At 67.1% G+C, this 21348-nt stretch carries 17 protein-coding genes and 5 pseudogenes; 15 read left to right on the top strand and 7 right to left on the bottom strand.

Features of this window, described 5'->3' with window-relative positions:
• Positions 1–603 precede the first annotated feature (603 nt).
• Positions 604–2100, bottom strand: a complete 1497-nt coding sequence (locus tag AB0D04_RS37930) for a M20/M25/M40 family metallo-hydrolase (protein ID WP_362711961.1) — start codon at positions 2098–2100, stop codon at positions 604–606.
• A 50-nt stretch (positions 2101–2150) separates the two neighbouring features.
• Positions 2151–4352: a hypothetical protein gene (locus AB0D04_RS37925; RefSeq protein WP_362711960.1), complete on the bottom strand. Its 2202-nt coding sequence runs from the start codon at positions 4350–4352 to the stop codon at positions 2151–2153.
• Between the two features lie 173 nt (positions 4353–4525).
• Here AB0D04_RS37925 and AB0D04_RS37920 point away from each other — a divergent pair.
• Positions 4526–4750, top strand: a pseudogene (locus AB0D04_RS37920) (phosphotransferase); the annotation flags it as partial.
• A gap of 126 nt (positions 4751–4876) precedes the next feature.
• On the opposite strand, the pseudogene AB0D04_RS37915 reads toward AB0D04_RS37920, so the two are convergent.
• Positions 4877–5004 (bottom strand): annotated as a pseudogene (locus AB0D04_RS37915) (O-acetyl-ADP-ribose deacetylase); the annotation flags it as partial.
• A 241-nt stretch (positions 5005–5245) separates the two neighbouring features.
• On the opposite strand from AB0D04_RS37915, the gene AB0D04_RS37910 reads away from it, so the two are divergent.
• From AB0D04_RS37910 to AB0D04_RS37895, 4 genes and pseudogenes are all read left to right on the top strand, one after another.
• Positions 5246–5632: a hypothetical protein gene (locus AB0D04_RS37910; protein WP_362711959.1), complete on the top strand. Its 387-nt coding sequence runs from the start codon at positions 5246–5248 to the stop codon at positions 5630–5632.
• Between the two features lie 439 nt (positions 5633–6071).
• Positions 6072–6462 (top strand): annotated as a pseudogene (locus tag AB0D04_RS37905) (sugar nucleotide-binding protein); the annotation flags it as partial.
• A gap of 436 nt (positions 6463–6898) precedes the next feature.
• Entirely contained in the window at positions 6899–8839 is a 1941-nt protein-coding gene (locus tag AB0D04_RS37900; protein WP_362711958.1) for a M28 family peptidase, read from the top strand.
• A gap of 16 nt (positions 8840–8855) precedes the next feature.
• Positions 8856–11756, top strand: coding sequence for a hypothetical protein (locus AB0D04_RS37895; RefSeq protein WP_362711957.1), 2901 nt, complete (start codon positions 8856–8858; stop codon positions 11754–11756).
• Between the two features lie 836 nt (positions 11757–12592).
• On the opposite strand, the pseudogene AB0D04_RS37890 reads toward AB0D04_RS37895, so the two are convergent.
• Positions 12593–12838: pseudogene (locus AB0D04_RS37890) on the bottom strand (PadR family transcriptional regulator); the annotation flags it as partial.
• Between the two features lie 86 nt (positions 12839–12924).
• Between AB0D04_RS37890 and AB0D04_RS37885 the strand changes: the two are divergent.
• From AB0D04_RS37885 to AB0D04_RS37865, 5 genes are all read left to right on the top strand, one after another.
• Entirely contained in the window at positions 12925–13401 is a 477-nt protein-coding gene (locus tag AB0D04_RS37885; RefSeq protein ID WP_362711956.1) for a DUF2269 family protein, read from the top strand.
• On the top strand, positions 13398–13694 hold the full coding sequence (locus AB0D04_RS37880; RefSeq protein WP_362711955.1) for a hypothetical protein: 297 nt from the start codon (positions 13398–13400) through the stop codon (positions 13692–13694). Before AB0D04_RS37885 ends, AB0D04_RS37880 begins: the two co-directional genes overlap by 4 nt.
• A gap of 4 nt (positions 13695–13698) precedes the next feature.
• Positions 13699–14373 carry an HD domain-containing protein gene (locus AB0D04_RS37875; RefSeq protein ID WP_362711954.1) on the top strand — a complete coding sequence of 225 codons (675 nt, stop codon included), beginning with the start codon at positions 13699–13701 and terminating at the stop codon, positions 14371–14373.
• Positions 14374–14621: 248 nt separating this feature from the next.
• On the top strand, positions 14622–14771 hold the full coding sequence (locus AB0D04_RS37870; protein ID WP_362711953.1) for a hypothetical protein: 150 nt from the start codon (positions 14622–14624) through the stop codon (positions 14769–14771).
• A gap of 30 nt (positions 14772–14801) precedes the next feature.
• Positions 14802–15293, top strand: coding sequence for a recombinase family protein (locus AB0D04_RS37865; RefSeq protein WP_362711962.1), 492 nt, complete (start codon positions 14802–14804; stop codon positions 15291–15293).
• A 197-nt stretch (positions 15294–15490) separates the two neighbouring features.
• Here the strand turns inward: AB0D04_RS37865 and AB0D04_RS37860 are convergent, their stop codons facing one another.
• Together AB0D04_RS37860 and AB0D04_RS37855 are read right to left on the bottom strand one after the other, a co-directional pair.
• Positions 15491–15913: a DUF4267 domain-containing protein gene (locus AB0D04_RS37860; protein ID WP_362711952.1), complete on the bottom strand. Its 423-nt coding sequence runs from the start codon at positions 15911–15913 to the stop codon at positions 15491–15493.
• 76 nt (positions 15914–15989) lie between these two features.
• Positions 15990–16721: a 2-oxoglutarate/malate transporter gene (locus AB0D04_RS37855; RefSeq protein ID WP_362711951.1), complete on the bottom strand. Its 732-nt coding sequence runs from the start codon at positions 16719–16721 to the stop codon at positions 15990–15992.
• A gap of 40 nt (positions 16722–16761) precedes the next feature.
• Here AB0D04_RS37855 and AB0D04_RS37850 point away from each other — a divergent pair, with 40 nt between their 5' ends.
• The 4 genes from AB0D04_RS37850 to AB0D04_RS37835 all read left to right on the top strand — a co-directional run bounded on the left by AB0D04_RS37850 (position 16762) and on the right by AB0D04_RS37835 (position 20039).
• On the top strand, positions 16762–17388 hold the full coding sequence (locus tag AB0D04_RS37850; RefSeq protein ID WP_362711950.1) for a helix-turn-helix domain-containing protein: 627 nt from the start codon (positions 16762–16764) through the stop codon (positions 17386–17388).
• Between the two features lie 503 nt (positions 17389–17891).
• On the top strand, positions 17892–19580 hold the full coding sequence (locus AB0D04_RS37845; protein WP_362711949.1) for an ISL3 family transposase: 1689 nt from the start codon (positions 17892–17894) through the stop codon (positions 19578–19580).
• Entirely contained in the window at positions 19577–19801 is a 225-nt protein-coding gene (locus AB0D04_RS37840) for an FAD-dependent monooxygenase (RefSeq protein WP_362711948.1), read from the top strand. Before AB0D04_RS37845 ends, AB0D04_RS37840 begins: the two co-directional genes overlap by 4 nt.
• A gap of 4 nt (positions 19802–19805) precedes the next feature.
• Entirely contained in the window at positions 19806–20039 is a 234-nt protein-coding gene (locus AB0D04_RS37835; RefSeq protein ID WP_362711947.1) for a hypothetical protein, read from the top strand.
• A gap of 71 nt (positions 20040–20110) precedes the next feature.
• Here AB0D04_RS37835 and AB0D04_RS37830 read toward each other — a convergent pair whose 3' ends face one another.
• Positions 20111–21022: a MerR family transcriptional regulator gene (locus AB0D04_RS37830; RefSeq protein ID WP_362711946.1), complete on the bottom strand. Its 912-nt coding sequence runs from the start codon at positions 21020–21022 to the stop codon at positions 20111–20113.
• Between the two features lie 138 nt (positions 21023–21160).
• Between AB0D04_RS37830 and AB0D04_RS37825 the strand changes: the two are divergent.
• Positions 21161–21348 (top strand): annotated as a pseudogene (locus tag AB0D04_RS37825) (hypothetical protein); the annotation flags it as partial.

The raw sequence follows: 21348 nt of genomic DNA, 5'->3' as shown, positions 1-21348 counted from the left end.
AGCAAAGTCAGCGTTGAGTCAGCATGCACCCTGCCAGAGGTGGTGACAGGTGGCGACACATGCACATGCGCCAATCCGCCCTGCACCACCTCTGAGCTGCATAGATGCTGGCCAACCCGCTACACCAGCAACGTTGCCCCAAACCCGGTGCCCATGGAAGCCGAAGAGACATTGCAAGGCATCGTTGCAGGTCAGGGGCATTTCGGGGTCAGCAAGTCAGCACAAAGTCAGCATCGGCGGCGCTACGCCGGGTAACGGGCCAGCTCCCGGGGGCATGCGGCACAGCGTGGACCAGACCTCTGCAGCATCCGGGGTTGAGACCCGGTGCCAGTTGTGGCACCAGAGTACAGCTGCCCCTGGGAGCCCAAACATCCCCGGTTGCAGCTGGAGTTGCGTGACATAGCTTCCAGGCTGGCTGACCGGCTTGTGGGGCGTGGGGGTTGTCTGCCTGGTCGGCGCCTTGCTCGGATGGCTGCTTGCCCCGTTACGGCCGCGCGGGGCGGCACGGCGGATCCTGGAGTATCTGAGGTGGGGGGGGTCAGCTTCATCCTGCTGGCCAGAGGCATCGCGGTGGAGTTCCTCCCGTTGACAAACGTGACACACCTAGCCCTCCGGCCCGGCTGGCTGCGGAGCCACATCGCGCCGGCCCACGTTGTTGTCGAACCGGACGAGGATGTCGGTGTCGAGCTCGCCCGTGTAGACGTCGGGAACGGAGTGGTCGGAGGGGGCCGACGCGATCGCGAGCAGGCGTTCGTGATCCACACTGCGTGGTGTCCATTCGAATGGACCGACGCGGATCGAGCCGCCGGCCGGAAGTGCCTGGTCGATCACCAGGGTGCCGATCGGCTGGAAGCGTGTTGGCCAGGTCGCCCCCTCGCTCAGGTCACCCCGATAGGTACGGACTTGGGCGAAGCCGCTTCCCAAAGCGGCTGTGCCCCGGTTGTGCAGGCGCACGTACAGGTAGTTGGGAATGCCGTTGACGGGTGTTTGATGGCCGAGTTCGGGGTCGTCACCGTCTCTGATGTCGCGGTTGCGGACCCAGAGGTCGGGAGAAGCCCCATTCGGGGCACCGCTCGGTTGGGATCCGGTGTCGGCCTGGCTGTCCCGGATGTAGAGGTCCACCGCCGAACGCGCTTCGTCGACGACATCCAGCGCTTCGGCGAGCAAGGTCGCCAGAATCGTCTTGGTGACGGCGGCGAGGTAGCCGTAGTCGAGCGTTGCCGGCTTGTCGGACGTCCGGTGGTAGTGCGGGTTGCCCTCTCCTTCGTAGGCGCCGACCGTGACGTCGCTGTGCGCTTCGAAGGGCATGTAGTCGCTGGCATAGATAGGGCCGAGCTTGACCGGCAGCGCCGTGTAGGACGCGGCGGCCTGCGCCATCACCGCGCCGAGGGCCTGTGAAGCGGCGTCATTGCTCGGTACGGCGTTCCCCACGTCGCGCTCCACCGTCACGGAACCGTCCTCCGGCGGCCTTCCGACCATGTCCAGATTGATGACCCGGTAGCCGTCGGCGACCGCGCCGTGGAGTTCCGCCGCGTACGCCGTGGACCCCCACAATCCCTGTTCCTCTCCAGAGAAGGCCACGAAGCGGAGCGTGGCGGAAAGGGCGACTGGCGCGAGCAGGCGCGCGATCTCAAGGACCGCCGCCACGCCACTGCCGTTGTCGTCGGCTCCTGGAGCGCGTGCGGTCGCGTTGTCCAAATCTTCCATTCGGCTGTCGTAGTGGGCACACACGATGATGACGGGGCCGCCGTTTCCCGTCGCCGGTTTGGTGCAAACGACGTTGTCCGCGCTGTGACCGGCATGGGACCAGGTGCGTCTGGCCACGTCCGTGTATCCCGCCGCCGTGAACTGTTCCGCAATCCGTGTGGCGGCCTCCCCGAGCTGCGGCGAGAACGTGTGCCTCGTATGAAAGGCCGCAAGTGCCTCCACTGTGGTGCGGAGAGCCTCCGCCGAGACCAATTCGACAAGTGTCGCGATGAACTTGTCCGGCAGTGTGCCGGTCCACTTGCGTTTGGCCGGCGCGACCCGTACGGCTGGGCTCGGCGGTCGACGCTTGTCGGGGACGGGGAACGGCTGCCCCTCATAGGTGTCGGGTCGCATCACAGGCCGTCCATCGCTCGCCATATTGATCGTCCTTCCGGCCTGTCCGTCTACGAGGCCACATCACGCAGCCCCACGTTGTTGTCGAACCGGACGATCCGGTCGGCGGGCACCGGTCCGTTGAGGGTGGCGGTGAGGGCCGGGTCCGGGGCGCCATGTACGACCGCTGCCAGGAATGCGCGATCCGTGATGTGAGGTGTCCACACCAGGGGACCGACGCGCACCGCAGCGTTGGCCGGAATCGCCTGGTCGATCACCAGCGTGCCGATCGACTGGAAGTGCGTCGGCCAGATCATCCCGGAGCCTCGATCGCATCGGAAGACTTCGAGCTGGAATGCTCCGCCTGCGGCGGCCTGGGTTCCCCTGTTGTGTACGCGCACATACACGTGGTTCGGTTGGTCGTTGACGGGCGCCTGGTGCCCGAGCTCGGGATCGTCACCCGTACTGATGTCGTTGTTGCGGACCCAGATGTCGGGAGAGGCCAACTGCGGGCGGGGGCTCGGCACGGCCCCGGTGTCCGCCGGGTTGTCCGCGACGTAGACGTCCACGGGCCGCCGCGCCCACAGCCCCTGGCCGATGAACGCCTCGTCCATCACCTTGCCGAACAGCCCACCGGTGAGCGTCGCATCCGCCGCGATGCAGCCCTGGGCCATGCTGGCGGCATGCGCCGCGCTCGTGGACTGGTCGTCCGGCACGATGAGCAGCATCTCCATCATCGTTTTGATCAGGGCGTCGGCCGCCTTGATCCGCTCGGCCGGGTCGGACGAGTCACCACCCATGCCCAGGTAACACCGCCACAGTGCTGTACCGAGCATCGAGCTGCGGAGGTTGTAGCCGTAGGTGTTGAATGCTGCGTCGTCGAACCGCTCGGCGCGGTCGAGCCGACGCTCCGTGCTCCACTGGTCGGTGGCGTTGTTGTCGAAGGGGAACGTCTCGGCGCGCCGGTGCCCTGCGGGATTGAACCTGTCCCGGTAGATGGCGGGCAGGGCGTCGCAGACGCTGTGCTCGTACGACGATGACCCACCGTGCTCCGCACCGAGCCATTGGAATACACCATGGGTGTACTCATGGACGATGACACCGAAGTCGGCGGCATCCGGTGTGCCGCCCTCCCCGAAGCGGATCCGCGGAGGAGTCGTCGTCCCCATCCACTCGCTGTTGTCGTCACCGTCGAGCGCCTGGGCGTCGACCTCAACCTTCTCCATGTTGGCGTTCAGCGTCGGGTTTCCGAGGCTGCGGAGGTAGTGCGCGGCGGAGTCGAGCCAGTAGTAGGCGTTCGCGCTCAGAAAGGCGCGGTTGCTCGGAAACGTCCGGTAGGCGAAGCTGGGCGCTGTTTCCTGCGGCTGCGCGAAAGTGGGGGTGTCCCAGTCCTTGCACTGGAACCACTCTCCGTCGAGTCGGAACTTTCCACCCGTGGCAGGAGCGATCTCGGCTTGGACGTCGTGCCGGAAGGCGTCGAGCGTTGCCGCGCTGGATTGTCCGTGCAGCGTGTTGTTGTTCGACTCGGTCACCGGGTCCGGTGAAAAGACCTTGAGGGTCGCCGAGACGTACTTGCCTGCAAGGGCGATCCAGAGCAGTTCGCCGGATACGGCGTCCATTACGACGCGGAAGTGCTCGAAGGGTCCGGTGGTTTCCACGAGAAAATCCCACACGAGATGCAGTACGCCGTCGGGCTTCTTGCCCTTCTCCAGCAGCGCGGTCGAGGCGCTGGGATAGTCGGTCTGTGGGAGAACGGGCCTGGAGGCGTCGCGAAGGTAGACGAGTTCGTCCTTGATGACCTCTGCGGCTTCGAATTCCCCCTCGAAAGGTGCGAGGGCAACCTCTTTGAGAGCGTCGAGAGCCTGGGCAGCCCCCGGATCGGGCGCATGCGTCATATCGAGCTCTCCGCCGTGATCGACCTGAATGACGCTGGCCTGTTTGACGTCGGCCACGGCCTGCACGGTGGCACCCGAAACAGGGACGTCGTTGTGGAACTGCTGGTAGCGAATCCTCAGCGTTGCCGCGCCTTCACTCGCTTCCACCTCACGCAAATCGATGGTGCCGGACTTCAAATCGCCCGTACGCGCCTTCATGAACTGCTCAATGGCTTTCCGGGCGGTCGGCGCACGCGTCAGCGTCGCTCCCGGATCGACGTATTTCCGCAGCACGCCCTCGTCATCGGCGTGTTCCCCCACATCAGGAACCATCCTCAGCGGCTGCCCGACTTCAGGGCCCGGCTGGTTCCGCTGCTGGTCGCCGTAATCCTGGATCATGATGGTGCCCTCCTCAACAGGTGTGGAGGGGAGATTCACTTGAGGAGCACGGCTGGGGCAGTCCTGGCCACGAGCTCAACTGGAGCCATCCTTGGCGCCGGCCGGGACGAATGACTCTCCCCCGGACAACCACTTATGGGGCCGCAATACACCCATAAAGATCGTAACCCGACGTGGCCCGGCTCGCGCCTCGGCAGTTCCACGATGCCGTCCAGGACTTCACGCCGCCCGACACCTATTCGCAGGTGCTGATCCCGGCGGAGGGAAGCGACATCATCGCCCACCACGACCTGGCTCCGTGGAACCTCGTGGCCGACGACGAGGACCGCTGGGCCTTCATCGACTGGGACACGGCCGCCCCCGGTTCCCGCCTGTGGGACATCGCGCATGCACTGTACGACTTCGCCCCTCTGTCAGCCTCGAGCGCCGAGAACAACTGTGGGCCCGTGCCCTGCTCGATGGCTGACGCAAGGCTCCCGCACCAGTCAGCGGGCCGAGTCCAGCTCCGGCGGCGGGTTCCGGTGCTCCACCGCGATGCGCGCACCGTCCTCCATCCGCCAGCCGTAGCCGTGGGGATCGCCGGGAACGCAACCGTCCGCGCGCCCAGTTCGTCGGCCCCTCGCAGCGACTCGATGGCGACATAACAGGTGGCGGTCCCCCCATCACAGACGTCTCCGAGCAGGAGATACGCGACATGACCGCCCGGGTCTGCAAGGGGGGCCAGAACATTGCGCCCTTCGAGCTGACCTTGGACCGGCCAGCATTGGGCAGTGTCACCCTCGAATGTGCTGGACGTCCGGGAGCAGCATCCCGTCGACTATGGCAGCTGCTGACCTTCAAAAGGTGGTGTCGGGGAGGCTGAAGGGTGGTGATCCCCGCGGTATGCCGTCTCCATGACGTGTGCGCAGGGTCTGACATCACGGGCGGCGCGGGCAATGGGCGCAGGGCTGTGGCGCTGCTCGAAGGCCGACCCGAACGGCAAGGCCAACGTCCCAGACCTCAACGCGCTGCAGCAGCTGGTGATGTGGCCCAAGCTGTTCCGGCGGCTCGTGCCTTACCTTGCGGCGGGGGCCACCGACTTCGACAATTTCGATGCCTGGTTGCGGGCCGATAAGGTGCACCGCGACGACCCGCTCTTCCTGCTGGACCGGGGCGAGTACGGCAACATGCACGACGTGATCAGCGCCGTGGGCAAGGATATTCAGCTCACGGTCTGGCCAGAGGACTTCATCATCAGCCCCGACCCCGCGCCCCCAGGAGTGCCCACCCACTCTCCGTAGGCCGGGGGCGGGAGCCCGGCACGCTACCGTGCCTGAGCTGCGGAGCCGCCAACGACGTCTGGGGGTCGCACAAGTCGAGATGGTGCCACGTGGTTCTGGCGGTGCTGCGGGGCCGGGTGCTGAATGTCGCGGTCGTCTCCCAGCCCGCGGCCGCTGCCGGGCGGACCAGCTCGTTTCCCAGGACTCCGCTGCCACCGATGATCAGGACCTTCATGGACCTACACGGTAGGGCATTCGAGCAGGGCTGTCCCCCGTTCCTGCACTGGTTCCTGCTTCGGCGAGCACGCCAGCGGGCCGCCACCCGCCGCCGACCGTGACCTGCGGCGGCGCGTCAGGTCTTTCTGGCCTGGATGGACCAACGCGGCCTAAGGCGTGGCCGATAGGTCGCCCCGGGAGTACGGCGACCCTCCGGCGCATCCACGAAGTGGCCCCGGGCGCCATCGTCAACGCGGCGAGCGGCAAGGCCGACTGGGCGATCACAGCCAGGGCCCTCTCCATGTGGGGATGGCCGCCGTGAAGCACGGCTGCCGCATGGTCCGCGTCTCCAGCGACGCCGTCTGCTCCGGCGCGCACCCACGAGGTCGATACGTGTCTGCCCGATCCCGTCACTCCGTACGGCACGGCGCAGGCCGCGGCAGAGACTGGCCTCCGGCTCCTGGCCCCGGACGCCGTCATCGCCCGCACGTCGCTGATCATCGGTGACGGGCAGTCCGTACGCGAGCGCGCCGTGCACGACCTGGTGGCCGGCGTCCGGGACGGATGCTGTCAGCCGTCACGCGCTGGCCGTCCTCGTCGCCCAGCGCGACGGGCTCGACGAGAAACGGCTGCCCTGAAGGGACTGGATTCTCTATAAGCGAGCCGAGTACTTCTGAGTCCTGGATCACTCAGCTGAGGCGGCAGGCCATCCATGCACCTGAGGGCGCCCCGTCTTCACAGGTCCAGTCAGGGCAGCTTCTGACAGCCTCGACCGACTGTGACCAATCCCAGCGTCCGAGCAGCAATCATTGCTCATCGAACCACGGACCTGCTACCTGACGAGGTGTCACCGCAGCCCGAAGAGGCGCGGGGTTGCACCCGACATACCAAGGGGTCATCGTGGAGTGAGAGGACCTGCCGCGCGGGTTCCGCACGAGCGTCGAGCGGTCGTGTCCACCGGTGGACCACAGGAGCGTACGCCCTCATGGGCGAGAGGACTTCTTGTCGCCCAAGTTGTCGTTCTTCTTTGTTCGCGCCCAGGCATGCCTTCAAGGCCAAGAAGGTGCACCAATGGTTGGTCCCGGAGCAGTCGCCTTTTTCGACATCGGGAACACGCTCGCCTCCGTCCGGGTGTCAGCGGATGGCCGGGAGATATCGGATCTGGTCGTCTACCCGTTCGTTCCCGGCGTGCTGGAGGACCTCCGCGACAAGGAGGTCCGGCTGGGGATCCTTTCCAATCGCGGCGCCATACCGGAGGACAGCGTCAACGCGGCGCTCGAACACGCCGGTCTGCTGCCCTTCTTCGACCGCGATCTGATTCTGTACGGGCCGAAGGACTCAACTCTACTTTTCGAGCAGGCAGCTGTCGTGGCCCAGGGTGTCACGGGCGACCGCAGGACACGTCTGCTTTTCGTCGGCGAGGACGCCACCGAGCGGACCTTCGCCCGCCGCGCGGACTTCATGGTTGCGCCACATCCCAGCCTCGCGCTCACCGTTCTCGAAGGTGACACTCCGCTGCGATATCTCCGTATCCGTGTGCCCGGGGATGCGGCGGACGGGGACTGGCGGTCGGTGCTGCGGTCCCAGCCCGTGGTTCCGTTGCACATCACCGCGCCGGACGGAGACGCCGCATGGGTCGAGATGTACGCCGTCGCGAACGCCACGACCGCCCTGAAACTGGACGATCTCGGGTTCTTCATCGACCGCCTGGGGCGGGACGACGACCCGCTGACCACTGATCTCTACCTGCTGCGCGACGACCGGAAAAGTGAGAGCGGGTTCGGATCAGACACCGGGAACTCGTTCGATCTCTTCGGCGACGACCTCTCGGCGCGGCGCGTACTCAGTTCCGCCGAGGAGGGCCTGTTCATTGCGATCCCCGCCGGCGGTTCGGTGGAGCGCTACCACTTCCGAGGTGCGCGTCACGGCCACAACTTGAAGCTCCTTCCCGCGCCCTCACTGCTCGATCCGCGTGCCTCCGGCGGCGGATCCGGGGCGCCGGAGGCGGCAACGCTCTCCGGTGAGGCCATCACCGCAGCTTCGTCACTGACCACAGCAGAGAGGGAAATCATCGAGCGCCATGTCACGACCGCTCGGATCAAACGCGAGGTAGCGCGGTACTCGGGCGTCGAGCCGGTGACTGGAGACGTCAGGATCCGCAGCCGTCACATCCACCACCCGGACAACGCCTCGGTGGTCCGCGCGCTGCTCGACGATGTGACAACGGAAGGAGCAGGCCGCCTCACCGTCCGGACGCACCAGTTCACCCACGAGGGCCGCCCCTACGAGAACGTCGAGGCGGTCCTTCCAGGCTCAGGCGTCGACGGCGTCGTCCTGGTCACTGCACACCTGGACTCAACCGCCGCACGGCAGGCGGGATATCGCTCGTCGGTCGACCCCGCCCCAGGAGCGGACGACGACGGCAGCGGCGTCGCCGGAGTCTTCGCCACCCTCACGGCGATCCTCAGTCTTACGGACGAGATCGAGGCATCTCAGCAGCGAGAGGTCCGTTTCGTCTTCTTCAACGCCGAGGAACACGGCCTCGTTGGCAGCGGCGCATACGCCCGGGACCAGGCCCTGCTCGACACCGACATCGTGGCGATGCTGCAGATGGACATGATCGGCCACGACGTCGCACCGCCGGCCGCATTCGAACTGCACGCCGGCTTCACGCCCTCCGCCGATGTGCAGACACGTTCGCTCCGCATCGCCGAACTGATGGAGTCCCTGGCTCCGCAGATGTCGCCGAACCTGCCGCCTGCGCAGATGTACCCCGAGCCGGACGGCCGAAGAGACCCGGCAGAGGAACGAAGCGATCATTACAGCTTTCAACTTCAAGGCTATGCCGCGTGTCTCGCGTCGGAGCACTTCTTCGCCGGCCCCAGCCCTGGAGCAGCCCCGGAGCCCAATCCGAACTATCACCTGCCCGCCGACAGGACGGTGAATGCCGATTACGCGCGAGACATCGCACGGGTGGTGGCCGCGGCGGCGTGGATGTCCATGACGCGGTAGCAGAAGGGAATGCGTGATGTTCGAGCTCACGGACAACGTCCGCCAGGAGGAACACGGCAAGGTCAAGCACTTGGACCACTATCAGCAGCCCGTTGTCGCGGTGCCACCGGAGTCCCCCGAACTCGCGGAGCGCAATGGCCAACCCACCGAGGCCGCCACGACCCCGCAGGCGCTCGCCGAGAGCTACCTGCAGGAGGTCGCGCCCCTATACGGCATCGACGAGGCGATGCTTCCGGGTGGCGGCGGTGACGCGCTCACCGCCGGTGAAGAACCCGGCGAGGAATCCGGCAACGGCCCAGCGCGCAGCCGACTGGAGCTGACCGAGGAGAAGGAGGTGATGGGAACCACAGTCGTCTCCTACCAGCAGCTGTACGACGGCCTTCCGGTGTGGGAAGCCGGGGTGAGTGTCACAATCCAGCCGCACCCTATGCGGGTCACAGCTTCCCAGAGCTCGGTCGATGCGGCTGTCTCACTTCCCGAGGACTCACTCACGGAAGGCCAGTACGGTGCCGAGGCCATCACCCCCGGAATGCTGGCCTCCTTGCTGGGCGTGAAGGGCACCCTGCCCAACCCCACGATCAACGGGACGCCCCGGCAGCTGGTCCACCAGTACGACCCAGAGACCAGATTCGACCCCGAGACACGCACGGAGCAGACCGAGCTGCTGGAGGAGGTCCCCCCGACACTGCCGCTTCCTCCGGTGCCCGAGACGATCCAGCCCGGCCAGTATCGCCCCGTGGCCGAAGTGCTGTTCACGTTGCCCGTGCCCGGCCACGACGGACTGAACTGGCGATCCTTCGTCGACTCTGCCACGGGAGCGGTCCTTTACCTCAGAGCCTTCACTGCCTGCGCGACCGGCATGGTCTTCCGCTCGGACCCGCTGACCGCCGGAGGACCGTCCACGGCCTCTCCGACGGCTTCCGCGGCCGCGCTCAACCCATTCCGGTCCTCCGTGGTCCTGGAAGGTCTCACGAACGGCAATCCGCAGTCGCTGGCCGGCAAGTTCGTCAAACTCGTGGACAGTCAGCTCCCGACTGTCTCTCCGCCCAGCGCCCCCAACCCACCGGGGAGCTTCTTCTTCGACGCGCCCGCACGGGAGTTCGCCGCTGTGAACGCCTACCACCACTGCGACTGGCTGTTTCGCCACATGCAGGGGATGGGCTTCAACCTGAACACGTACTTCGACGGCACGAACTTCCCCGTACCCGTGGATGCCTGCGGCTTCGAGGACGAGGTCAACGCCCGGGCCCCGGGCAACGCCACCGGCACCGGTTCCGGAGGCTTCCAGTTCGGTCTGGCGGGTGAGCCGTTCCCCGCCGTTAGCACCGCGGCGGACGCCCGCATCGTCCTGCACGAGTTTGGCCACACGGTGCTCTGGGATAGCGTCCACAGTCCCAATTTCGGCTTCGCCCACAGCGCCGGTGACAGTCTGGCCGCGGTCTTCATGGACCCGGAGTCGTCGCTCAGAGCGGACCCGGTCCGGCGCTTCGCCACGTTCCCCTGGGTCCTGCCGAACCGCAACCACGGACGAGACGTCGCGGTGGGCTGGGCATGGGGTGGTACGAAGGACATCGGCAGCTACTCGTCCGAGCAGATCCTCTCCACAACCCTGTTCCGCCTGTACCGGTCGCTCGGCGGGGACTCAGCGGACGCTGGCCGCCGCAGACTGGCGTCGCGGCAGACCCTGTATCTCATCCTCCGGGCGATCGGGTCACTGGCGAGCAGCCCTGTCACCCCCACACCGAGCCCGAACGTGTTCGCCACCGCTCTGCTGAACGCCGACATCGGAACGCTCGACTTCGAGGGATACCGGGGCGGCACATTCCACAAGGTCGTGCGGTGGAGCTTCGAGAAGCAGGGCCTCTACCAGCTGCCCGGCGCCCCGACCCCGGTGACGAGGCCCGGTGCGCCGCCCGTCGTCGATGTATACATCGACGACGGCCGCAACGGCGAGTACGGCCACCAGGCGGTCCACTGGGAGTGCACAGACATCTGGAACCGGCTGACTCTGAGTCAGGGAAACGGCAACGGAGCCCATGAGACTCCCGTGGTCGACCAGACCAACTACGCGTACGTGCACGTCAGGAACAGGGGGACGCAGAACGCCGGCAACGTGGTGGTACGGGGTTACTCCGCGATTCCGGGCATCGGGCTGTCCTGGCCCGATGACTGGCTGCCCATGGACACGCCGCAGATTGCGGTCCCCGGCGGCATCCCGGCCAACGGCAGTGTCCTTGTGGGCCCCTTCCGCTGGCGGCCGCGGACGCCCGGACACGAGAGCATGTTCATGGAAGTCAGTGCCGACGGCGACCTGAGCAACATCGACGCGCGCACCTTTTTCCCGTGCGCTGCCGGGCCCACCCCGGAATGGCGTCTCGTACCGTTCGACAACAACATCGCCCAGCGCAACGTTGCACCGGTGCCCGGCGGAGGAGGTCTCCGCGGCCTACTGGCGGGCTTCGTGGGCCGGACATTCGTGGTCCGCAACCCGTTCGACAGGCCGGTACGCACCGTCGTCACGTCCGAGTTGCCGCCGTTCCTCACCGATCGCGGCTGGCTGATCCGTGTCGGCGGCCGCGAAGCCGAAGCCACGCTCCACCTGGCACCCGGAGCCGAGCGCCGCGTCAGCGTCAGCCTGCTGCCCGGGCAGGACTTCACCCGCGAGGAGATTCTGCAGACGCGGGAGGAACGCTCGATCCGGGTCTCCGCCGCCGCCGACGGCATCGCCCTGGGCGGCATGACCTACCGGCTCGACCCCGATCTGCCCCGCGCTCCCCGCGAACGCACCGACGAGGATCCCGTGGCTCTCGACGATCCGGCAATCGAGAGAGCAATCGACGATGCCCGCCTCCACGATGACGACCCGGCGAACAGCGGTCCGTACACCACCTACGACGACACGGGTGGGGGTGGTTGAGCCCCACTGCATTGAGCAGTACCGCCCCGATCGTCCCGCTGCCAGGCCCTGAGCCCGGTAGCGGGATGCTGTCGTGCCGCCGCCGGGCGCCTCGGCCGCCGCGGACAGCGGTGTCGTCGACCAGGCGGCAATACCATCGCCCAGCGCTGATCTTGGGCGACGGCCTGGGCAGCGAAGTTGCCGGCGTAGACGGGCGCGGTCAGGGGGCTGGTGTGACCTTGGCGAGAGGCCCACTGCAGGAAGCCGCGCACGAGGGCGCGCTGGGGCGGTCCGTCAGAGAGCCAGGCGTCCAGCTGGTCTTGGGTACAGGCGGTGAGGCTGCTGCCTGTGCTGTGGAGCCTCCAGCAGCCGTACGGTGTTGCGGATCTCCAGGCGTACGGAGTTTGGCCTGGCCGTGGGTGATGTGCCGGTTGGGCGTAACTCGGCGCAGTCGCCGCAGGGGCTGCCAGCGGACGTAGCGGTGCATGATCTGGCGCTCCTCTGCCACGGGGATGCGGGCAATGGTGCGCGCCAGCCAATTCTCCAGTCGGACAGGGCGTTTCGTCACGATCGGGCAGCGCGCCTGCGGCGACGAGCAGGGCCCGCATCGCTGGTGAAGCGGTCCAGGCTCTCGTGGGTGACGGGCCCGGCGTCATCGGCGAGGGCCCGGAAGACCGCCCGGCGGGCGGGGGTTTCAGCAATGCCGCCAGGACGCCGACGAGTTCAGGCCGGATGTGCCCGTGTACGCCGGCGAGAACCTCGCGCAGGCTGCGCTCTCGGGCACACTCCGCGCACAGGCCACGGTGGTAGAGCCGCTCGACCACGCCGCACCGCTCGCACGGCCGCCGGGGTGCTTGACTCCCCGCGTCGGTGAGCTCGTAGCATCGCCGGCGCCGTTCGCCAGAAGATCGCCAGCTGCTGCTCAGCAGCCCGAGCCGCTCCAGCCGGTTCAAGGCCGGGTAGATCGTGCCCGTGCGCAGCTCGACTGCACCCCCGCTGCGGTGTTGGACCGCAGCGATGATCGCGTAGCCGTGCAGCGGGCCGGGCTCAAGCACGGCTAGCAACAGTCCGTCCAGGTGCCCTCGCACCGCGTCTGCCCTCATGAGTAGGCAGCCTACCCAAAATTGCTGTAGGCAGGGTATGTATTGGCAGCCAACATATTCGTTACTCTGACTTGGAGGCGCCCGCAGTGACCAAGGTGCTGCTGTCCGTACATGTCCTCGCGGCGATCCTGGCGGTCGGGTCGATCACCGTGGCGGCCTCGATGTTCCCCCGCTACGCGCTGCAGGCGTCCGGCGGCCCGGACCCGGACGCTCGAGCCGCCTCGATCGCCGCACTCCTGCACAAGATCTGCCGCGGTTACGCTGTCGCCGGTCTCGCAGTGCCGGTGTTCGGGCTCGCCACCGCTGCCGCGCTCGGCGTCCTCACCGACGCCTGGCTGATCGCGTCGCTCGCGTTGACCGTGATCGCCGCTGCCATCCTCGCCATGGCCATCCTGCCCGGCCAGCAGCGTCTGCTCGCGTTGACCCAGGGCTCGCCCAAAACCCAGGACGGGCCGCGTCCCGCGGCGACGCGGCTGACCATGCTCACCGGCATCTTCAACGTCCTCTGGGCGATCGTCGTCATCCTGATGATCGTCCGCCCCGGCTCCACCACGGGAGCGTGATCCGCCTGCGTACGTTGCGGATCGCGGCCGGCGTCGAGGCCGCCTCCTTCGCGGTCCTGCTGGGCAACCTGCTCACCACACACACGCAAGCGATCACGACGCTCGTCGGCCCGCTGCACGGCACGGCCTACCTCATCGCCATCGCGGCCACTTCGATGGCCCCGCCTGCCGCCTCGCCGGGCGCCCGACGGCGCGCTGCCATCCCGGGAGTCGGCGGACTGCTCGCCCTGTGGCGGATCCGAAACCGTTCCCGAGGAAGCCAACCTCTCACCCGCCATGCCCAGGAAGGCTGACGTGATGGACGACGCATACGGCGAACTGCCCTTTCCCCGTACCGACATAGCGTTGAGCGCGATGCGCTTCGTGCAAGACATCGAGGACCCGGCGATCTTCAACCACAGCATGCGCACCTATCTCTACGGGCGCTTCCTCGGAGAGCAGCAAGACCTGCAACCCGACCGCGACTATGACGACGAACTGCTGTTTCTGGGCTGCCTTCTACACGATGCCGGGCTCAGCCCTGCGGGCAACGGCGATCAGCCGTTCGATATTGACGGCGCCGACTTGGCCGCCCGCTTCCTCACCGACCAGGGGGTGCCACCTGAGAGGGTCGAGGTCGTATGGGATGCGATCGCCCTGCACCTGCACTACGAGATCGCCATACGCAAACGTCCCGAGATCGCGCTGGTCACGGCCGGTGCCGGCTTCGACCTCGGTCCCGAGGGACCCCACACCCTCCCGGCCGGCTACGCAGACCGCATCCATGCCACGCTGCCCCGCCTCCACGCCGCGCCCGTGCTCTACGACACGATCGTCGGTCAAGCACTCGACAAACCCCACAAGGCCCCGCCGTTCAGCATGCCTGGCGAACTTGTTCGCCAGGAGACCCGGGCAATCTGGCCCACCTGGAAACAACTGATGACCCAATCCCCCAGCTGGAACGACTACGACGGCTACCAGTCGAACACGTGAACACCGGTACGCGGACAGCCGTCGCCGCGCCGAGGCCCCTGTCGCGTCCGGTCAGGGGACGCGACGGCCCCGCCCCCTCACTCGCCGAAGCTCATCTATCGACCGATTGATGAGCAAGATCGGTAAGCGGGGGATCGCGACCGGATCGACGCCGGATCTTGCCCATAAAACGGTGTCAGAAAGCCGATGTGCTCAAGAACTTGAGGAGCACCCTTTCTGTACGATCTGGCAGGTGCAGCCACCCCAGAATGACGACGCCGCCGATCTCCTCGCCCCCGTTCCGGCCGTACGGACCGGCGGCCTCGTGGGATACGCACGCGTCCGCCAAGGGGCAGTTGCTCGACCGGCAGATCCACGCACTCACCGAAGCGGGATGCATCCGGATCTTCGCCGACTAGAAGTCCGGCAAGAACGCCGAACGCGAGGAGCTGTGTAAGGCCCTCGACTTCCTGCGCGAGGGCGACACACTCGTCGTCCCGTCGCTGGACCGGCTCGGCCGCTCCATCCAGGACCTCGTCGCGATCGTGTCCGGCCTGCGCCAGCGTGGCGTCGGCTTCACCTCGCTGCACGAGGCGCTCGACACGACGACGCCCGGCGGGCGCCTGGTCTTCCATGTCTTCGCGGCCCTTGCGGAGTTCATCCGCGAACTCATCGTCCAGGACACCAACGAGGGCCTGGACGCCGCCCGCGCCCGAGGTGCCCGCCTCGGCCGCCCGCCGGCCATGACCGACGAACAGGTACGTCACGCCCGCGACCTGCTCGCCGGCCCTGAGAACACCGTCACCACGATCGCGAAGCTCCTCGGGGTCTCCCGCAACACCATCTACAACTACGTGCCCGAACTGAAGGGCGGCCGCCTCGCGCTCGCCGAGTCGACCAACACGGCAGAACTGCCTCGCTCCTCCAGGTCAAAGGACTGATCACCGCCGTTTGCGGCTGGTGACACGGTTCTTACCGGCACCCCAACTACGCCACAGAGACGGCCCGCGTCCAGACCGGTACAGCTGTCGCGAACCACCTGCGCAGCGCGGACTCTGTCGTCGAAGCGCTGGGGGCCGGCGCCATGCAGGGCCTTCACGCGCGCGCGGCCGGAGCCAAACAGGCGCTATCCGGAGGTTCATGCAGAGGGTGTCAGGTGCGGCTGGGGTGCCGTGCGGGTGCTGCCCTCGGTCAGCAGCATGATGGCGGTGAGCGCGACGAGGAAGGCTGCTGAGATGTGGACGCTCAGCGCTGTGCTGAGCGTGCCGCCGTGGGAGACGACCGCGAGGGCGTCACCGAGGGGAATGGTGGCGTCGATGAGGACCACCCAGCCGAGTGTTCGCCGCTGCCCCAGCGTGAGCAGCAGGAACACGGTGGATGCCACGGCGATATCGCGTACGCCCTTCACGACGAAGTAGCCGTCGGCGTCTCCCTGCGGCCAGGGGGTGATCCCGAATCCGGCGGGTGCACCGGCTGGGTTGAGCAGGAAGTTGAGCCCGAAGAACAGAACCGTGACGCCGGTCAGTGCGGCAAGGGCGGTGGTGAGGTGACGCCTCTTCATGGATCCTCCCGGAGGGAAGGCGGAGCCTGCGGGTCCGCGCCTTGTGGCGTTGTGCGGCAACTGCTCGCTTGCGAGGTCAGGCAGGGGTGGCACTCGTGTGGCCACGGGTGAACCTCCGGACCGGGGTGTTCGGGTTCTGCCGGATCAGGGTGATGCCGTACGCGACAACCCAGACGACCCACATCAGCCAGCCGACGAGGCCGAGGAGGCCAAGGGCCCCACCGTTGGCGATGACCCAGTGGGCGAGGGTGGCCGAGCTGAACTGCAGTGCGGCGGCGATCAGCCCGAGGGCGCCGTGCCAGGGCCGGATCAGGCCGGCGCGGAAGCCGCCGAGCGACAGGCCGAGGAGGGCGAGCGCCAGAAAGGTGCCGTTGAGGGTGAACACCGCATCGTGCAACGCCCAGAGCCCCGCGGTCGCGGAGGGATTGTGCGGAGCTGTCGTGGTCAGGGCGAGGCGGGTCGCGACGACCCCGGCGAAGGTGACGTTCTGAAGGGCCAGGCCGGCGAGTCCGAGCAGTGACCATGCCTCGCCGCGGCCGCGCTCGGACCGCCGCAGCGCGACGAGCGCGCCGGCGCCGAACAAGGTGGCCAGGATCCAGGCGGCGGGGGTGAGTGCGGAGCCGATGCCGACGGCGATGCCTTCCGTGGCGAAGAACTCGCTGACTTCGCCGATCTCCGCGCCAGTGAGGGGCAGACCGGCGGGCACCATGATCACGTTGGCGAGGGTGATCATGACAGCGAAGCCGATGGCGGCCATGCCGCCGATCCGGGAGAAGCCGGTGGTGGCTAACTTGGATTGATGCGTCATATATTGATTATAAGCCGAGTAAATCTAAAGAGGGCAAGGCATGAGTGCAGAGCAGGGCCGCCGTAGCTATGACTCACTGCGTCGCACGACGCAGGCGCTGGAGACCCGGGCCGAGATCGCCCGCGCCGCACGTCGGCTTTTCGACTCCCGGGGCTGGGCGGATACGACCGTGCGCGAGGTGGCGCGCGAGGCGGGAGTCTCCGTGCCCACGGTCTACGCGACGTACGGAAACAAGACCGGACTGACCCGGGCCGTGGCCGACTCGGCCGACCTGTCCGCCGACGCGCCGCAGATGCTGGCGGAGTTGGAGGCCGCGGCGGCGGACCCCGAGCGCCAGCTCGCGGCCATGGCCGCCTACGACCGGCGGCTTTTCGAGCGCGCGGGGTCAGTCATCACGCTGATCCGCGAAGCGGGCCGCAGCGAACCCGAGCTCGCCACGGCCTACCGCGACGGTCGCCAACGGGGCGACGAGACCCGGATGCAGGTCTTCTCGTCCTGGCCGGTCGGCACCCTTCGACACGACCTCGATCTGCAGTCTGCCGTCGACATCTACGCGGCCATCTGCAACATCGACGTCTACACCACACTCACCACCGAACGCGGCTGGCCGCCCGGTCGCATCGAGGAGTGGTGGGGGCGAGCGCTGGTCCGCGAGCTTCTGAGCTAGGCACACTCCGGGCGCCCCGGTCTTCACCCCGTCTCTCGCCGCCCTCAAGCGCTTTCAACGAGAGAGCCCCGCGCCGCCCAGGTGATTGCCCGGCGGCCGCCTGGCGTGGACTCACATCGCCTTTTCTGGCGTAGTCGTCACGAAAGCTGAGCCAGAACCCCACTTGGCTCCGGTCCACTTCTTGTGGTCGTGTACGTTGCGTCACTATTGGCCTCTGGGTGATGTGGGTCGAGGTCGCACGAAAATCGCCCAGCCAACATGCGGCGGGGTCGACAGTGCTACGCCGTGAACGAAGTACGGCCGCAGCTGGATGAGCTGCTGTTCTCCTTGGTGGAGGGCGTGTTCGTGGAATCCGTCGAGGTGTCCGACACGGTCGTCCGTGTCGAGGCCCGCACGACTACCAGCCGGGCGACATGCTCGCGGTGTGGGTGCTGGTCGGACCGAATACACGGCTCCTACCTGCGGTTCCCTCGTGATCTGCCAGCGGTCGGCAAGTTCGTTGTGTGGTGTCGTTACGGGTGCGTCGCTTCGTCTGCGTGGAGGAGTCTTGCTCGCGGAGGACATTTGCCGAGCAAGTGCCCGGGCTGACCCGCCGGTTCGGTCGTCGGACCGAGCGCCTGCGATCGATGTTGCTCTCGGTCGGCCTTGCCCTCGCCGGCAGGGCCGGCGCCCGGATGACGGATGTTTTGGGGACACCGGTCAGCCGGAACACTCTGCTGCGGTTGATCATCTCGCTGCCCGATCCCCCGGTCACAGTGCCCCGCGTGGTCGGCGTGGACGAATACACCCAGCGCAAGGGCCGTATCCACGGAACTGTGCTCGTCGACGTCGAGACACGTCGCCCGATCGATCTCCTGCCGGACCGGGAGGCGGACACGCTTGCTGCCTGGTTGGCCAAACGGCCCGGCATTGAGATCGTCTGCCGCGACCGTGCCCCCTTTTTCGCCGAGGGCGCGACCCGTGGCGCCCCACAGGCCATCCAAATTGCGGACCGATGGCACCTCTGGAACAACCTGGGCGAAGCCGCCGAGAAGTGCGTCTACCGGCACCGCGGTTGCCTGCGCCCCGCGCCAGAACGGCCTGATGAACCAGCGGAGGAGGCGGAGTCGTCGCTCTGGCCGACGGGCCAGCGGTTCGCCGAACGCACCCGCGCCAAGCACGCAACCATCCACGCGCTTCTGGACACCGGCCACAGCAAGCGGTCCGTTGCCCGGCAGCTCGGCATGACGCTCAACACGATCCTGCGCTTGTCTCGCGCCACCACGCCGGAGGAGTTGTTCACCGGGCAGTGGCAAAGCCGCGCGACCAAGCTCGACGCCTACAAGCCCTACCTCGCCCAGCGCTGGCAGGAAGGCTGCACCAACGCCTGGAAGCTGTGGGAGGAGATCAGAGAGCAGGGCTACCCGGACGGCTACGGAAACGTCCGTAACTATGTGAGCAGAACTCTGCGCCGCAAGCCCCAGCCGGTCGGGCCCCAGCCGCCCTCAGTCCGCGCCGTGAGCCGCTGGATCCTGGCCCACCCGGACGCGCTGGTCGAGAGCGACCGGATCCAGCTCAAGGCTGTGCTGGTCAACTGCCCCGAGCTGGATGTTCTCGCCAAGCACGTGCGGGCCTTCGCCCACATGGTCACTGACCTTCGAGGCGACCAAATGCCAGAGTGGATCGAATCAGCCAGAACCTCTGCCGACTTGCATCCGCCACGTCTTCATCCCTGTCGGCGCCTGCTGGCTCAACCTCCAGGAAGGCTGGTGGCGCATCTTCCGCAAGACCGCACTCGCCGGACAGTCCTTCGCCAGACCACCCGAGATCGACCAGGCCACCCGCCTCGCAACCGCCCAGCTCAACACCCGGGCCCGGCCATGGATATGGGGCAGACCCGCACCACTAACTCGCCACCTACGACGCCGACATGTGTACACCGTTTGACGGCCCAGGGTGTGCCGGTGAGGTGGGCGTCGACATCCTGCCCCACCTTCCCGTCCTGCTCATCCGGCTCACCACCATCGACTCGGACGGAAAGCTCCCGGAGCCAAGCCGCAGTGAGCCGCCACCGAGGTCGATGCCCTCAAGCACCTCCGGGACAGCGGCATCACCCTGAACTTCCACCCGGTGGCCAAGGCGCTGACCACCGACCCCCCGCAAGGAGAAAGGATCAAGATCACAATCGGCAGCCGGCCGGGAGGAACCCGTGACGTTCGAAGAGCTGCGGGCGTCGCTGGTCAGGCTCGCGGGCACCGACTTCGGTATGCACAGCCCCCGTTGGCTCTCCCGGTTCGGCGATGCCGCAGCACGGCAAGCCGAGCGGTACCGGAAAGGCAGGGTGCTGCTGGCGGGCGACGCGGCGCACATCCACTACCCCGCGGGTGGCCAGGGACTGAGCCTGGGGGTGCAGGACGCGGTCAACCTCGGCTGACGCGTTGCGCGACGTACGCGCCTCGCTCATCGAGTTCGACGACGTCAACCGCTACCTGGGCGGCATGATCACCGTGCTGGACATCCGGTACCCGGTCGATGACCGCCACCCGCTGGCGGGCCGTCGAGTCCCCGACGCCGACCTCAAAACCTCCGACGGCGACACCCATGTCTTCGCCCTGCCGCGCATTCATTTGGGATCCTGCCTGCTTGCCTCACTCCATGCTCGAAGCTCGTAGCCTGCACCAGGTCCACCCGCGATCTGTCGGAGTCGTGATCTCATCCCTTGGGGCCCGTCGGTGGGACGGCGTTATCGGGCTGGCACCGGCGCGGCTTGTTGCTGCGAAGCGAGGGCTTCGACCAGCCAGCAATGCGTGATCCCCAGGTTGGGGCGCTGAGCGGCCGTGATCGTGGCGACGTGTTGCCAGTAGCGGCGAAAGAGGGGGATGGTGCTGTGCAGCTGCGTACCCATGAAGGCGCGGAATCCGGGTGTGTCGTCCTCGCCACGGAAGCGGGCGCAGACTCGGGAGAAGTGGTCCAGGGCCTCTCCGGGCTGGGGTGGCAGGCCGGCGGCGACTGTGTCGGCGGCTAGCTCGGAGGTATCGAGGAGTTCTGAGTACAGCGACGCCTTGTCACGCACGTCGGGGCAGACCCAGTAGACGGGGAAGTCCTGGTGCCTGGTGAGTGTGTGCAGTTCGGCGTAGGCCAGGACCACTTCCGCGGTGGGGTTCTCCGGAGGTTCCGGAACGGCCTGCGCGGTGACGGCATCGGCAAGGCGCGCCGGCACGGAGGCGGGAATCATCTGCCCCCATGCCTTTGCGAGCCGGTCTTGAGCTTCCGGCAGACGCTGAACCCGGGACAACACCTCCAGACGGCGGAGCCGCTCCTGTGCGGAGCAGTTGTCCAGTGCCTCCAGGGTGGCCTGGCGCCAGTGGAGTTCGGTTAATCGGCTCCGCACAAGGCCCATCTCGTCGGCGATGAGGTCGCCGAGGCTGCGTTCGCCGGAAGTCAGCTGGGTGATGGTGGAGATCGGGGTGTCCAGCGCGCGCAGCCGCTGGACCAGGCGCAGTTGTTCCAGCGCCTCCGGCCGGTAGCGGCGGTGGCCCCCAACGCTTCGCTCGGCGACGGGCAACAGACCGACGTCGGAGTAGTACCGGACCGTCTTCACCGGCAGCCCGGTGCAGGCCGCCAGCTGCCCAATGGTCCATGTGATCTCTTTCACAACTGCTTGAACCTCCAGTGCACGGGAGCTCTTAGCGTACGAAGTGCCGGTCGAGCACGAGCCACCAGAATCCGGCCAACACATCACATCACCCATCTCACGTGCCTCATGTGAGAACTAACCAGAGGGGAACGCATCATGCGTATCCGTCACATAGTCAGTGCGGGCGCTGCCGCTGCCGCACTCACGCTCGGTGTCACGTTGCCGGCCTTCGCCGACGGTCACGCCGCGGTCGCCGCCGACCAGGCAGCTGCCGCGAAGCGGAAGGTCGTGGTCTTCCAGGACGCCAAGTACAAGAACAGGAGCACGACCTTCACCAAGAACAT

It is taken from the genome of Streptomyces sp. NPDC048483 (assembly GCF_040651455.1).
GTDB lineage: Bacteria > Actinomycetota > Actinomycetes > Streptomycetales > Streptomycetaceae > Streptomyces.
The sequence above is the reverse complement of the archived record's forward strand: the minus strand, read 5'-3'. Positions and strand labels throughout refer to the sequence as shown.